The sequence below is a fragment of the Acinetobacter sp. GQ146 genome (genome assembly GCF_059758585.1).
Genome location: NZ_JCAXDV010000002.1, coordinates 455016 through 470809 on the forward strand (window position 1 = coordinate 455016; position 15794 = coordinate 470809).

Below are 15794 nucleotides of genomic sequence, written 5' to 3' on the forward strand. Positions count from 1 at the left end.
CATTTCTTGAGCCAAAATGTGACAGATAAGTCTAATATCGACTATATATGCTTTAGTCGAAGGCTATTTTTTTGTTTTTTATATAATTTACCATTTTGTTTGAACTAAATTTGAGCTAAGTCTTTGTGTTCTCGACATAAGTATTGAATAATTATCCAAAAATAATGAATTAATATTCATTATTTCAAATTAAAGCGGTTCACGGAATGATCTTTTTCACCCCACCCAATACCTTTAAGGTATTAAATTCAACCTATTAAATGTAAAATTTACGTAAATTAATACCTGAATATTTCATGCGGAACTTTCCATTCAGCATGTGCCACGGATTCTAAGCAAAGAAAAATTATCGATAAAAAGACTCGATATCGCATTACCATACTCAGCCCTGTTATTGTACTCAATAAGTTCAAATATTTAAGCCGCCATAGTAATGAGTCATCAGCAAACCCTGAATAAAAATTATTTTGAAATTTTAATAAGATAGAAATCACTTCATGTGGCGTATTGCTGTCTTCTTATTTTTATCATCAAGTGGAATAAAGAATATCGATCAAAAACCACAAAGCAAATTTCCAATGGCATAAGCTCATCACACCATTGGAATAAAAGCAGGATTAAATCGCCTGATTAAAGGTATCACAATCCTTCAGATTTCCAGTTTGAAGTCCTGTCTGAAACCATTTCATCCGCTGCTGACTGGAACCATGGGTAAAGCTATCCGGCACAACCTGCCCAGTTGCTTGTTTCTGTAGATAATCATCGCCAATTTTATGTGCCGCATCCATGGCTTCTTCAATATCACCCTGCTGTAAAAATTGCGTGCGTTGCTGATTATGGTACGCCCAAATCCCCGCTAAACAGTCTGCCTGCAACTCTTGGCGTACCGAAAGCTGATTCGCTTCTGCTCTAGACACTTGAGTCCGCGCTTGATGTACCTGTTCAGAGATGCCTAAAAGATTCTGCACATGGTGTCCTACTTCGTGTGCCACCACATAGGCTTGGGCAAAGTCACCCGCTTGATCTTGGCGAGTTAACTCGGTTTGGTTTTTTTCTCCACTAATCCCCATTTGCTGACGCATATCTTTAAAAAATGTCGTATCGATATAGACTTTCTGATCGACTGGGCAATAAAAAGGCCCCATGGCAGATTGTGCCGCACCACAGCCAGAATTCACGGCACCAGTAAACATCACCAGTTTAGGGGCAACATAGGCTTGATTAAGCTGTTGCTGAAACACCCTCTCCCAAGTATCTTCCGTATCGGCTAGCACCGTACCAATAAAATCCATGGCTTCTTGCTGCTCGGGTGTCGGATGATCCAAACCTTTAGTTTCTGCTCCAGACGTTTGTTGTGTCACTTGCTGTGTGGCTTGATAAGCTTGTTGCGGATCTACTCCAAAAAACTTCCATGCAACAAATGCAACCACCAAACCGATAATGCTAATGCCACCCATTTTTCGACCACCGCCACCACGGCGATCTTCAACGTTGCGACTCACACGACGACCTTTCCATTGCATAGCCGTATTCCTTAATTTTTATGAAGTAGATTGCTATAGCTTAAGCCTGTTTAGAATTCGGCCAAATCTTTTTAAACACAGTCAGTACAAGAATCACAGCCACGCCAGCCGCAATACCAATCATTAAATTAATTAAAGTGGGGGTTAATGCTCCCACAATATTTCCAATATTCGGAATCAGTTCTAAATGATCAACGGTATCTTCAGTAAAATGATGAATCAGTGGAACAGCATGGTTAATGATGCCACCGCCAACCAAAAACATAGCAATGGTGCCAACCACGGTTAGGGTTTTCATGAGCTTAGGGGCAAATGCCAACAAAAAGCGTCCGATTATTTGCTTTGCGTTCGATGTTTGCTCGGTTAAATACAATCCAATATCATCAATTTTCACAATTAGGGCCACAAAGCCATACACACCTATCGTCATGACGATCGCAATCACACTGAGTACCGTAAGCTTGCTGATAAATGTTGCTGTGGCAACAGTCCCCAATGAAATGACCACAATTTCAGCAGAAAGGATAAAGTCGGTACGTACGGCCCCTTTTATTTTTTCTTTTTCATAGGTCACTAAATCAGTTTCAATGCTTTGCAGTTCTTCTTCTGCTTCCTTTTCATTGGTCGCCTTACGGTGTTGCAGGCTGTGTAAAACCTTTTCCACCCCTTCATAACACAAGAACAATCCACCCAGCATCAATAAAGGATTAATCAACCACGGTGCAACCACACTAATCAATAATGCCAACGGCACCAAAATCAGTTTATTGACAAAAGAACCTTTGGCCACACTCCAGACGACGGGTAATTCACGCTCTGCACGCAAACCACTCACCTGTTGCGCGTTTAATGCCAAATCATCCCCAAGTACCCCCGCAGTTTTTTTTGCTGCAACTTTACTCATGACGGCCACATCATCTAATACCGTCGCAATATCATCTAATAATATTAATAAGCTACTCGCCATTATATTTATCCTAAAAAGTTTGCTGTATTTTAAATTGCTCTGAAGAAAAATACTGTATTTAGTTGATGATTTAAGATGAGATTTGATTTTTTTGTTTTTCTATTTTTTTGTGACTGACATTAAAAAAAATTATACCGTACAATGTAGCCATTTATTTGACTGCAGTTGTAGTGAAAACACTACTTTTTGGAAAAGAAAATGAGTAATCAAGATAATCGTCCCGTCATCTTGACTGGCGACCGTCCTACAGGGCAACTTCACTTAGGTCATTTTGTTGGTTCTTTACGTTCACGTGTAGGTCTACAAGATTCGCATCACCAACATTTGTTATTGGCAGATGCCCAAGCACTGACTGACAATGCGGATAATTTCGAAAAAGTCCGTCGTAATATTATTGAAGTTGCAACTGATTACTTAGCTGTGGGAATTGATCCAACAAAAACCACCATCTGCGTGCAATCTTGCTTGCCTGCATTAAACGAACTCACCATGTTGTACCTCAACTTTGTGACTGTGGCGCGATTAGAACGTAACCCGACCATCAAATCTGAAATTCAGATGCGTGGTTTTGAGCGTGATATTCCAGCAGGCTTCCTGTGCTACCCGGTTGCACAAGCAGCCGACATCACGGCGTTTAAAGCCACTGTTGTTCCTGTGGGTGAAGACCAGATTCCAATGATTGAACAGACCAACGAAATTGTGCGTCGTATTAATCGTCAAATCGGTCAAGATTTATTGCCTGAATGTAAAGCCCTCCTTTCTAATATGGGCCGTTTACCTGGCTTTGATGGTAAAGCGAAGATGTCGAAATCTTTGGGCAACACCATTGTGTTGGATGCCAGCGATAAAGACATTAAGAAAGCCGTCAACGCGATGTACACTGACCCAAATCACCTGCGCATTGAAGATCCAGGTCAGGTTGAAGGTAATATTGTATTTACTTATTTAGATGCATTTGACCCAAATAAAGAAGAAGTTGAAGAACTCAAAGCCCACTACCGTCGTGGTGGTTTAGGCGATGGCACTGTGAAAAAACGTTTAGAAGGCGTGTTAAAAGAACTGATTGGCCCAATTCGTGAACGTCGTATCGAATTAGCAAAAGATCCTGATTATATTATGGATATTTTGAAAGCCGGCACCGATAAATGTCGTGATATTACTCAACAGACTTTAGATGAAGTCAAATCTGGTTTGGGTGTATTCCACTTCTAACATCATTTTTGCATTCAATTTTCAATTAAAGACCTAAACTTAGGTCTTTAATTTTTTTAGCATAAAAATAAATCTGCTCAATCACAAGACTCTCTTACTCTTAACGTGATTTAACAGGATTTAACGTGATTGCTCATGAATTAAAGCGTATTTCCAATTATTCTAATTTCATAGTTTAGAGCACCTAAACTTATAACATTTCTCCTTAACCGAACTGTGTAAACAGATTCGTTGTTCTACGCAATGATCACCCCAATCGTTGCGTATTTTTTTGTCTCAAAGTTTCTTAGACTTAAGTTCATTTCAATGCTATCTTAGAGAATAAAGAATAAATTTGTACTTTATTTGTTATCAATAACTTAATAAAAATAGAGAATTTGAACATGTGGGAACTAGTGACACACCCGTCAAATCTGGTATTTAGCATCTCCATCTGCCTGCTGTTTTTATTTGCCTTTTTAGAACTGACTTTATTGCTCCTAGGCGGTGGTACTCAGGGCGTTCTTGATCAGCTTTTACCCACGAATCTCACCTCTCCCGAAGTAGAGATTGATACTGAAGCTGGTTGGTTGGTGCAGGCTTTGGACTGGTTATATCTCGGACGTATCCCGCTGCTAATTTGGTTTATTATTTTTCTGACCATTTTTGGTTTATTTGGTTTCTTTCTACAAAGCCTCGCCCATCTGCTCACAGGAAACTTTTGGAGTGCTTGGATTTTAGCACCTGCGAGCTTGTTTTTATGTATGCCCTTGGTGCGTTGGGCCGCGAAAATTGTCTCCAGAATTTTACCGCAAGATGAAACTACAGCCATTTTTAGCGAAGAGTTGGTGGGTCGCACTGCCATAATTATACTCGGTATTGCGAAACCACAATCGCCTGCTCAGGCTAAAGTAAAAGATCAATTTGGACAAATTCATTATGTTCTGGTCGAACCTGAACAAAATGAATTCTTTAAGCAGGGTCAACACGTGATTTTGACCCAAAAAACTAAAATTGGCTTTCAGGCCATTCGTTCTGAAACTTAACAATACTTCAATTTTGAGAATAAAATGTTAAATCCCAACCTTATCAATGCATTGGTAATTGCAGGCATTATTTTTGTCGCAATTATTGTGATTGGCTTCATTGTCGCCCGTTTATATCAACGCTCCAGCAAAGAGATTTCTTTTGTACGCACAGGGTTTGGCGGAGAAAAAGTCATTCTGAATGGCGGTGCCATTGTTCTGCCTGTGTTACATGAAATTATTCCGGTCAATATGAATACCTTGCGCCTCGAAGTTGTTCGCGCAGAAGACCAAGCCCTGATTACCCGTGACCGTATGCGTGTAGATGTGATGGCTGAGTTCTATGTACGGGTAAAACCAACGGCTGAATCCATTGCAACAGCAGCACAAACGCTAGGCAAAAAAACCATGTCACCGAATGAATTGAAAAATTTGGTTGAAGGCAAATTTGTCGATTCACTGCGTGCGGTTGCTGCCGAAATGGCAATGGAAGAATTACATGAAAAACGGGTCGACTTTGTGCAAAAGGTGCAGCAAGTCGTTTCAGAAGACTTATTTAAAAATGGTTTGGAACTCGAAACCGTATCTTTGACAGGTCTTGATCAAACCAGTTTTAAATATTTTAATCCACAAAATGCCTTTGATGCCGAAGGTCTGACCAAGCTGACAGAAACCATTGAAGATCGTCGTAAAAAACGCAACGTGATTGAACAAGATGCTGACCTTGCTATTAAAACCAAAAACTTGGAAGCAGAACAGGCGCGCTTGCAAATTTTGCGTGAAGAAGAATATGCCAAATTGCAGCAAGAACGTGAAATTTCAGTACGACGTGCTGAGCAACTGGCGGAAATTGCTGCTCAAGAAGCTGCGAAAAAGCGTGAAGCCGAAGAAGCACGTATTGCCGCTGAACGTGAAGTTGAATTAAAGCGCATTGCCTCTGCACGTGATGTCGAAAATGAAAATATTCTTAAAGCACAAATGGTGCAAAAAGCTCAAGTCGAGCAAAAGAAAACCATTGAGCTAGCAGAACAGGAACGTGCTATCGCGGTCGCGGAAAAGTCACGGGCGGAGTCTGAAGCCAAAGCTCAAGCCGACCAAGCACGTGCCCAAGCAGTAAAAGCCGAAGAAGAAGTCCTAACCGTGCGCGAAACCCAACGTGCCGAACGTGAAAAAGCCGTTGAGCTGGTAGCCGCTAAACAAGCCGCAGAAAAAGATGCGATTGCGATTACTGTAGCGGCTGAAGCTGGTAAAAAAGCAGCAGTAGATGAGGCTGAGGCAATTCGTATTGCCGCAGAAGCGGAAGCAGAAAAAGCCCGCCTTAAAGCCAAAGGTGAAGCCGATGCCAAGGTGCTACTTGCTCAAGCAATGGAAAAACAATATCAAGTAGATGCTGAAGGTACCCGTGCTGTACACGAAGCCAATAACACCTTGTCGAGCGAGCAAGTGGAAATGCAGATTCGACTGGCTCTGCTCAAATATTTACCCGAAATCATTCGTGAAAGTGTCAAACCAATGGAAAATATTGATGATATTAAAATATTACAAGTCAATGGCTTAGGAAATATGGCTCATTCACAAGGTCACGATACTCCTCATGAGCATTCCAACACTTCACTCTCCGATCAAGTCGTTAACAGCGCTTTGCGTTATCGCTCTCAAGCCCCATTGATTGATAGCTTAATGAGTGAGCTTGGTCTTCAAGGTGGCGACATTAATGGCTTAACACAGCAATTAAAACCCCAAGCTAAAGTCTAAACGAGATGAAAGTGGAATCAAGCGCAACACATGTTGCGCTTTTTTCTGCAAAACATTACAGAGTTATTCACGTTATTCATTTAGAATTCAAGCATATAAAAACTCAGTCCAAGGAGCCTACATGCAGCTGCCGATCTATCCTGCTTTGTGGTTTGATAATCAAGCAATTGCAGCCTTTGAGTTTTATTGTTCGGTGTTTCCTGATAGTGAAATTCATCAGCACAATTCAACCGTAGTAAAAGCATCACTTGCCAATCAATTATTTATTGGGATCAATGGCGGCCCTTACTTTTTGCCCAATCCTGCTATTTCCTTTACCGTGCTTTGTTCAAGCCGTCAGGAAATCAATACGCTTTGGCAAAAATTAATGCTGGGTGGTGCCAGTTTAGTCGAGTTAGGGCATTATGAATGGAATGCTTATTATGGCTGGGTGCAGGATCAATTTGGCTATACTTGGCAGTTACAACTGGCACAACTCGAACCCAATCAGCAACGGATTATTCCCAATTTACTCTTTTGCGGCATGCATCAAAATCAATGTTCACAGGCATTACAGTATTATCAAAAAGTTTTTCCCGACTTTCACCGTCAGCACATGAGACGTTACGCTTCGGGCGAATTAAAAGGTCACATCCAACACAGTGTATTTAGCCTCAATCAGCTAAAATTCATGGCAAAAGACAGCCCTTCACAGCATATCTTTGACTTTAATGAAGCCGTATCCTTTGTTATTCCTTGCAAATCGCAGCAAGAAATTGACTATTATTGGAATTATTTTACTGCACACGGCTCAGAAAGCTGGTGTGGCTGGTGCAAAGATGTCTACGGTATTAGTTGGCAAGTGATTCCAGAAAATATCAGCGAAATCTTAGCGACTCGGCACGGAGCACTCGCTGCGCTAACCCGCATGAAAAAAATCATCATTCAAGATTTACTGATTTAATTGATATTCCAGTGCAAATACAATTTATAAAACATGTACCCAGAATAACCGGATCAGTTGCCCTCGATCATATGGAAAACTGGACAGATACTCATAGCCAACTTTATTTCTTTGATTTAACTTAATTTCAATGCCATAACCAAAAGAGATGCTTAAAGCATCTAAATCAGTACTATTAAACTCCCCTGTACCTAATTTATGGCTAAAGTTATCCGTGTTATAAGCGGTATAGTTAAAAATACGAATGTATTCATTTTCATAAAAATTATGATCGAGCACGCTATAGTCTTTTTCTTCTTGATCATGCTTTTGCGCCAGTTTCTGATAATACTGAAAAATATCTTCATCCATAGATTCAGTCAGATATACATCTTCATTTTCCGCATGAGTCACATTAAGGCTAAACAACACAAGAAAAAACAACCGACAACTGAACAAATGAATTTGGCTTAACATCTGCAACACTATGTCTTCAAAGAATTATTTTAAACCTACTATAGCATAGCCAAATTCGAAGCTGCACCGAACAGCTGTATATTTCACGCGCGGTCATTTCGTTTATGCATATGCAGAAAACATAAGCCTCATGATGAGGCTTATGTTTTAACTAGATTCTAGCGCGGGTCTTTGATTTAAAACTGTTTACTAAGCGAAAACACCACACTACCCTTCATTATATTGGCATCGCTATCAATATTATTGTCAATCCAGACCAGTTCGGAATTCAAACCAAGTACTTCCGCTCCGAGTCCAATTTTATAATCAAAATAGTCATCTTGACCGCCATCACCACCAAAGGCTTTGCTAAATTGTTCATTGTCTTCGAGTTTGGTATAACCCAAACTCGAAACAAGTTTGATATTTTTATAAACAGGTAGCTTATAGGTGGTATTTAAATAAATTTCTGTACCCGATTTGAAAGCAAACTCAGGTGAATAGAACACCCCTGCGGTGAAATAATCCTCTGCAGTGATCAAGTCACTGTGATTATAATTCACCCCAAACTCACTAAAGTCGGTGTGGTATTCTTTTATCGTGCCAGGATAATTAACATCAGCATAGTTAATATCTAAAAATGACTTTTCTGTCAGCGGTAAAATATAGCCCACAAAAAAATCCGCTTCTACATTTCCACCTGCGCCCACATCTGCATTCGAAGCCCAAAGACTTAAATAAGCACCTGAGCGGTGAGAAAAGTTTAATGCCCCCTGAATCGCAGGGTCACGATTCGACATTGAAACACCACGAAAACGATAGTCCGTTGCCATGGTCATTGAACCTGATACGCTAATTGCAGGTGCAATTGCTGAACTGTCTTCTGCCCAAGTCGCAGCTGAAGCCGCACATAACGACAACATTACTAAAGGTTGCACACATTTTTTGAACATAAATTTCCCCAAATCGATTAGATGACCATACCGCATAGGAGATATGGTCTTTTCAATTGTGATTCCCTGCTTAATGTTGATGAGTACTATCTTTCGGTGTGTTCAAATTCAATGACGGTGTTTGATCAAAGAAATTCCATGGTTTCAATAACACGTTCACCCATTCTGTCGGCATAATTGGCCATTCTTCTGCGCGCGCAACATGCGTGGTACCTGTGGTTAACCAGACCACCAAGTCTTTGTTATCAATATCATCATTATTTTTAACAAATTGACCTAAACCCGTATCTTTATCCGAACGGTTTGGATAGGCGCCCTCTGGATAGAGTTCATTCGGGTTATATTTTGTCACCCAAATTTGCTTATCCATAAAGTTCAAACGCTTGAATAACCACTCATCTGGGCTAAAGTTTGCACCTTTCGCGATTGGGTGCGTTCCGCCAGCATATGGAATAAGTTGATATGAGACAGGGTTACCCACCTTGTTTTCTTTTGAGTAATTACTGATTAAACGAATGGTAGATGGATCGAATTTTTCTGCTGCATTCTGCTCCGTACGTACCACATGCTGTTCAATTTCCATCGCACTTTTACGGATCCCCTTCTTGTTCACATTCACCACAGGGTTCATATGCGTCAGGGTATTCTTTTCACCATCGACATCTAAATCTAAACGGAAATTATAAATATGTTGGTGAGTCGTACCGACAATATTGTGATCCAGCAAAGTTCCGTAACGCGTATCCTCTTTGGCTGTCGCATCATGCATAGTCGATGATTTGACCCCTTTTACCGCTTCAATGCCTGTTGCACCGGCATTAATGCCCATCGTCCCGTTATCAGAGAAGACCCAATCAAACATGTAATCATAGTTGCCGACGGTACTGATCCAACGGACCACCAACTCACGGCGTTCCACACTCACATTGGCTTGCCCCATTTCCTGATGTTTGAATTCAGGTCCAGCATAGCGCTCAAATACGGCAATGGCATTTGGAATGGTAACTGGATTACCCTGATAGTCTGCAATGACAGCATCAAGTAATACGGCATTTTCTGGCACATCTTTGCCCAATTCGATGGAAGAGGTCAGTGTGCCCATGCCATATTCACCAGAATCGAGATATGACTTGAAGTACCAGCCCATATCTGGATCACCATAAGGTACGACCATGCCGCCCAGATTCCCCTGATACATCACTTTGCGTTTCACGCCTTTATCTTTAAAGGTGACCGTACCCAGCTGTAAGCCCACGCGAGAATCCAGTCCGACGTGGAAGCACCAATTGCCCCAATGAATATATTGCCCTGTAATGCTGTAGTTTTTTCCCTCTGGCTCCGTAATATTTAACGGCTTCCGTGTTTGAGCTTTCTGATCACGACCATCATAGGGACGAGCCGCCATCGGCACTGGGACTAAACTGCCCTCTTCAATTTTGATGATTTTCTTTTTCTCTAAATCAACCACAGCCACCAAGTTTTCAATCGGATGTGCCCAGTAATTCCCATCACCCACATCTAAATAACTGACAATTTTTAGTAGACTCAGCTCTTTATTCAACCCATCCTGACCACCAAAATAGCCCACGGTTAATGGCGTTCCCACCACTTTGGTTACATCCGTGATGCCACGTTTTGCCAAAGCGGCATGATATTCAGGGCTCTTTTGAATAATTTCTTGCACCGTCATGAAATCATCCAGCAAAACCATACCATGCGTTGCAGGTAAGACTTTCCAGCTGGTCACTTGCTGCTTATTCAGGTCAACCACCCCCTCAATAATATTATCGTTCTGTAGGAGGCTAAATTCGGCTAAACGTGGACCATTATAGCTTTTATGATTCAGTACACTGTCCCACACCGCATTTTTCTCAGGCTCTTGCAAACGAACGCGGCTAAAACGCAAAGTTTTAGGTGCACGTTGATCGGCCTGAATCACTTTAGTGACAACTTGAATCTCTTCCCCAGTGAGCGTATTCAAAGGGTGTTTAACTGTTTCAACCTGAAAAGTTTGATCTAAACCCGATTGGAAAATTTCATTTGCCAAGGTTTCAGAAGCCATGGCTTGGCCATTTTTAACCACAATCGGTGCTGAAATTTTTAATGGTTTACCATTCACCATAATGGTGGTTGAGTTCGGTTTGGCGCGCACCAAGGTCGAATTTTTACTGATGGTATAAACATTCGCATATTGATCTTGCTGTACAGTTGCACCAACCGATTGCATAGCCTGCTGCAGCGGTAACATTTTAGCCGCCTCACCATGCGCCATCACTTGAGTTGCACATGCGCCAATCGCCATTACACCCATAATATTTGACATTTGCTTCAAATATTTGCTTAGTTTTTGTGAATGTAATTTCTTCATCTTGAATTCCCTTCGTCGCAGACACAATTTTTTCTATGCTGAAAAATTACGCTGTTCCTGAAATAAAAAAATCATCCCAAAGGATGATTTTTAAAATTCACGTCAGATTTCTCATTTTGAGGCTAAAGATGAATACCGCATAGCACCCGACTCATTAACTCCTGCCGACTTTTCACCTGTGTTTTTTGATATATATGTTGTAAATGGGTTTTTATCGTAGACACACCACAATGCATCTCATCGGCAAGTGCTTGGTTGTTTAATCCTTTACATAACAAATTCAGTATCCTGCACTCCTTTCGGGTTAAAGACTCAGTTAAAGCTTCATTAAAAGTATTTACCTGATGATGGGTCACAGCCAACACCTGATTAAAGCAACTGACCGTTAAATCATAATACGACTCAACCAATTTAAGGTCTTGTAACGAAAACGGCTCGAGTGCATTCGAACGCACCAAACTCATTCCCTTTACGGGCACGCCATTCTGCCGAAAGAACAGTTCAAGGGTATCTTGTACATGCCATTTTTTTAAAAATTCATCATATTCTTGATTAGATTCAGCCGTGTGTAACACGCTAAATTTAGTTTCAGGCTCATAATAACTGTGCATGAAATGTACGGGATCAAATTGTTGTTTCTTCCCCAAATATTCATCTGCCGCCTGATGATTAATGCCTTGAAATGAATATTGACTCCCCGTCATTGCCGAATCGATATTAAAGGCAACGAATCCTTCAAAAGGAATCACTTTCTGAATATTTCGGCAAAACTCATCACTAAACTGGTTCCAATTAACTTCTTGCATTGAGGTAAGAGAATACTATTTCGAATTGTTGCCTCAATTCAGCAATATATATACCAAAGCCGTACTCCATAAAAAAAACCGCATACTAAAGCCATAGTATGCGGTTTTTAAGATTAAAGCTCGGGTATTAAACCAGACCTTTGTCTTTTAAGACTTGATACATGGTCGAACCCAGTTCTGCTGGACTACGTGTATAGGCCATGCCGGCACGTTCAAATGCTGCGAATTTTTCTTCTGCAGTACCTTTACCACCCGAAATAATCGCTCCCGCGTGCCCCATACGTTTGCCTTTAGGTGCAGTTACCCCAGCGATATAACCTACCACAGGTTTCGTGACATTTGACTGAATATATTCAGCAGCCTCTTCTTCTGCCGTTCCGCCAATTTCACCAATCATGATAATCGCGTCAGTATCTGGGTCATCTTGGAACAATTTTAATGCATCAATTTGGTTCATTCCTGGAATTGGATCTCCACCAATACCAATACAAGTAGACTGACCTAGTCCCAGTTTCGTAGTTTGCGCTACCGCTTCATAGGTTAAAGTACCTGAACGAGAGATAATCCCAATACGACCTGGTTGATGAATATGCCCTGGCATAATGCCAATTTTGCATTCACCCGGGGTAATTACACCTGGGCAGTTTGGTCCAACCAAACGTGTGCCATTGCCATTGGTTTCTAAATAACGCTTGGCTTTTAGCATATCCAGTGTCGGCACACCTTCTGTAATCACCACAATCAGACCAACCCCAGAATCTACTGCTTCTACAATTGAGTCCAACACATAAGGAGCAGGTACATAAATAACCGATGCATCCGCATGCGTCTCACGTACGGCTTCTTTCATGGTATTAAAAACAGGTAAATCTAAATGTGTTGTTCCACCTTTACCCGGAGTAACACCACCGACCACTTTGGTGCCATAATCTAAGGCTTGAGCAGAATGGAATGTGCCGTTTTTCCCTGTAAAACCTTGTACCAAAACTTTTGTGCTTTTATTAATTAATACGCTCATGCTGGCACTCCTTATGCTTTCACTGCTGCAACAATTTTTTCTGCGGCATCGGCTAAGCCATTGGCAGAAGTTAATTTCAAACCTGATTCATCTAGAATTTTCGCGCCTAATTCTGCGTTATTTCCTTCTAAACGAACCACAACAGGAACCTCAACATGTACTTCCTGTACTGCAGCAATAATCGCTTCAGCAATCATGTCACAACGTACAATCCCACCGAAAATGTTAATCAATACCCCTTGAACCGAGGTATCTGCCAAGATTAATTTAAAGGCTTCAATCACGCGCTCTTTGGTTGCACCACCACCGACATCTAAGAAGTTTGCCGGTTGTCCACCATAAAGCTTAATGATATCCATGGTCGCCATGGCTAGACCTGCACCATTGACCATACAACCGATATTGCCTTCTAGAGCAACATAGTTCAAATCAAACTCTGATGCTTTCAGCTCACGCTCATTCTCTTGTGATTTATCACGTAAAGCAGCGACTTCAGGAATACGATATAGCGCATTCGAGTCGATCCCAACTTTGGCATCAACACATAGGATTTCACCATTTTCACGTACAGACAGCGGATTAATCTCAAATAAAGCAAAATCATTTTCAACAAATGCCTGATAAGCAGCGGTCATGATTTTTACAAACTGAGCAATTTGTCCATCTTTTAATTTCAAGGCAAAAGCGACTTCTCGCGCCTGAAAAGGTTGTAAGCCGACCAATGGATCAACTTCAACTTTAATAATTTTCTCTGGTGTTTCTTCCGCGACTTTTTCAATTTCGACACCGCCTTCAGTGGATGCCATAAAAGTCACACGGCGGCTAGAACGGTCAACCACCGCACCAAGGTACAATTCACGCTCTACAGGATAAACATCTTCACAGACCAGTATGCTGTTGACAGGCTGTCCATTCGCATCTGTTTGATACGTGACTAAGCGAGTACCGATAATTTGGTTGGCATAGTCTGCGGCTTCTTTGCTTGATTTTACAACCTTGACACCGCCTGCCTTACCACGACCACCGGCATGCACTTGCGCTTTCATTACTGCAAATTTGCCACCCAGTTGCTCAAAGGCTTGTACGGCTTCATCTGCGTTCGTTGCCAATACGCCTTCTTGAACAGGCATACCATATTTTTTTAATAACGCTTTGGCTTGATACTCATGTAGATTCATTGACTAACCTTTTACTACTTCTTCGCTTTGTTATGGGGTGACTAACCTTCAGACTCACGTCTATCCGGATTAGCTCTTGTTTCATTTTTTCTTTCTTATTTGTAGTAGATTGTGTGGCTAAAAACAACCTATAAAATTAAAAAGAGCGGTTAAACCGCTCTTTTTTTGATCTTACTTACGCTTACGCTGAATTGCGTGAATTGCACGGCCATCTACAGCCAATGCAGCTTCATGTACAACTTCAGAGAAAGTTGGATGACCAAATGTCATCAATTGAAGATCTTCAACACTTGATACGAATTCAAGTGCAATCATACCTTGGTGAACGATATCAGACGCAGCAGGTCCAATCACGTGCATACCCAATAAACGGTCAGTTTTTGCATCCGCAACGAACTTCACAAAACCTGCATTTTCACCAGCAGCCATTGCACGACCATTTGCAGCGAAACCAAATTGACCAGTTTTCACTTCATGGCCTTTTTCTTTGGCTTGCTCTTCTGTTAAACCTACCCACGCCGCTTCTGGGTGTGTATAGATTACAGAAATGATGGTGTCATAGTTCACTTGTGCAGCATGACCGTGAATACGTTCAACAGCCATTACGCCTTCTTCCATTGCTTTATGCGCAAGCATTGGACCACGGACTAAGTCACCAATTGCATATACACCTTCAACAGAAGTTGCACACCAATCGTTTACTTCAACTAAACCACGTTCAGTGAGTTTAATACCTGAATCATCAGCCAATAAACCTTCTGCATAAGCACGACGACCAACACAAACGATTAACTTGTCAAAAGTTTGAGTCTTATCTTCGCCACCTTGCGTGTACTTAACTGTCACTTCACGACCGTTAACTTCAGTACCTGCAACTTTAGCGCCTACGCGAATGTCTAAACCTTGTTTAGTCAATACTTTTTGGTAATCTTTAGCCAACGCTTTATCAGCCATTGGTAAGAATGCATCCATTGCTTCAAATACAACAACTTCAGCACCTAGACGACGCCATACTGAACCAAGTTCTAAACCAATGACACCAGCACCAATAACACCTAAACGCTTAGGAACTTCTTGGAATTCTAAAGCGCCAGTTGAATCAACAATAATGTCTTGATCAACAGGAGCTACAGGAATATTTACAGGCACAGAACCAGATGCAAGAATCACATATTTTGGCTCTAAAATTTGAGTTTCACCTTCATGAGAAACAAACTCAACTTTTTTACCCGCAAGTAATTTACCAGTACCTTTTAACCATTCGATACCATTACCTTTAAGAAGGCCATCGACACCCATAGTTAATTGGTTAACGATTTTATCCTTGCGATCCAGCATTTTAGCCAAGTCAAACTTCACTTCACTTGTTGTAATACCGTGATCATCTAAATGATGAACTGTATCTTCATAGCGATGAGAAGAATCAAGTAAAGCTTTAGAAGGAATACAACCCACGTTTAAGCAAGTACCACCTAAAGATGGCTTACCTTTGTGAATACGTTTTTCGATACAAGCAACTTTAAAACCTAACTGTGCTGCACGAATCGCTGCTTCATAGCCACCTGGGCCACCGCCAATTACAACAAGATCAAATTGTTGAGACATGTTTATCTCCAAATACAGGCTTAGAGG

At 41.2% G+C, this 15794-nt stretch carries 13 protein-coding genes; 4 read left to right on the plus strand and 9 right to left on the minus strand.

Annotated features, from left to right (window positions below):
- Window positions 1–617: 617 nt before the first annotated feature.
- On the minus strand, window positions 618–1523 hold the full coding sequence (gene ypfJ / locus AC6CHI_RS05390; protein ID WP_498119899.1) for a KPN_02809 family neutral zinc metallopeptidase: 906 nt from the start codon (window positions 1521–1523) through the stop codon (window positions 618–620).
- A 40-nt stretch (window positions 1524–1563) separates the two neighbouring features.
- On the minus strand, window positions 1564–2490 hold the full coding sequence (locus AC6CHI_RS05395; RefSeq protein WP_498119900.1) for a DUF808 domain-containing protein: 927 nt from the start codon (window positions 2488–2490) through the stop codon (window positions 1564–1566).
- 198 nt (window positions 2491–2688) lie between these two features.
- Between AC6CHI_RS05395 and trpS the strand changes: the two genes are divergently transcribed.
- The 4 genes from trpS (at window position 2689) to AC6CHI_RS05415 (ending at window position 7404) form a co-directional block, all read left to right on the plus strand.
- On the plus strand, window positions 2689–3702 hold the full coding sequence (gene trpS / locus AC6CHI_RS05400; RefSeq protein WP_458891258.1) for a tryptophan--tRNA ligase: 1014 nt from the start codon (window positions 2689–2691) through the stop codon (window positions 3700–3702).
- Window positions 3703–4085: 383 nt separating this feature from the next.
- The gene (locus AC6CHI_RS05405) at window positions 4086–4727 is read left to right on the plus strand and encodes a YqiJ family protein (protein ID WP_498119902.1); all 642 of its coding nucleotides are present in this window, start codon (window positions 4086–4088) and stop codon (window positions 4725–4727) included.
- A 24-nt stretch (window positions 4728–4751) separates the two neighbouring features.
- Window positions 4752–6461 carry a flotillin family protein gene (locus tag AC6CHI_RS05410; protein WP_498119904.1) on the plus strand — a complete coding sequence of 570 codons (1710 nt, stop codon included), beginning with the start codon at window positions 4752–4754 and terminating at the stop codon, window positions 6459–6461.
- A gap of 121 nt (window positions 6462–6582) precedes the next feature.
- Window positions 6583–7404: a VOC family protein gene (locus AC6CHI_RS05415; protein WP_498119906.1), complete on the plus strand. Its 822-nt coding sequence runs from the start codon at window positions 6583–6585 to the stop codon at window positions 7402–7404.
- Between the two features lie 24 nt (window positions 7405–7428).
- Here AC6CHI_RS05415 and AC6CHI_RS05420 read toward each other — a convergent pair whose 3' ends face one another.
- The 7 genes from AC6CHI_RS05420 to lpdA all read right to left on the minus strand — a co-directional run bounded on the left by AC6CHI_RS05420 (window position 7429) and on the right by lpdA (window position 15767).
- A complete protein-coding gene (locus AC6CHI_RS05420) occupies window positions 7429–7815 on the minus strand; it encodes a hypothetical protein (RefSeq protein WP_498119908.1) in 387 nt (128 codons plus the stop codon).
- Window positions 7816–8036: 221 nt separating this feature from the next.
- On the minus strand, window positions 8037–8792 hold the full coding sequence (locus AC6CHI_RS05425; RefSeq protein ID WP_498119910.1) for a TorF family putative porin: 756 nt from the start codon (window positions 8790–8792) through the stop codon (window positions 8037–8039).
- Between the two features lie 70 nt (window positions 8793–8862).
- The gene (tynA, locus tag AC6CHI_RS05430) at window positions 8863–11115 is read right to left on the minus strand and encodes a primary-amine oxidase (protein WP_498120067.1); all 2253 of its coding nucleotides are present in this window, start codon (window positions 11113–11115) and stop codon (window positions 8863–8865) included.
- A 167-nt stretch (window positions 11116–11282) separates the two neighbouring features.
- A complete protein-coding gene (locus AC6CHI_RS05435; RefSeq protein ID WP_498119912.1) occupies window positions 11283–11966 on the minus strand; it encodes a response regulator transcription factor in 684 nt (227 codons plus the stop codon).
- Window positions 11967–12093: 127 nt separating this feature from the next.
- Window positions 12094–12984 carry a succinate--CoA ligase subunit alpha gene (gene sucD / locus AC6CHI_RS05440; RefSeq protein ID WP_498119914.1) on the minus strand — a complete coding sequence of 297 codons (891 nt, stop codon included), beginning with the start codon at window positions 12982–12984 and terminating at the stop codon, window positions 12094–12096.
- A gap of 11 nt (window positions 12985–12995) precedes the next feature.
- Window positions 12996–14162, minus strand: a complete 1167-nt coding sequence (sucC, locus tag AC6CHI_RS05445) for an ADP-forming succinate--CoA ligase subunit beta (RefSeq protein ID WP_458891250.1) — start codon at window positions 14160–14162, stop codon at window positions 12996–12998.
- Between the two features lie 171 nt (window positions 14163–14333).
- Window positions 14334–15767 carry a dihydrolipoyl dehydrogenase gene (gene lpdA / locus AC6CHI_RS05450; protein ID WP_016165823.1) on the minus strand — a complete coding sequence of 478 codons (1434 nt, stop codon included), beginning with the start codon at window positions 15765–15767 and terminating at the stop codon, window positions 14334–14336.
- Between the last annotated feature and the right edge of the window lie 27 nt (window positions 15768–15794).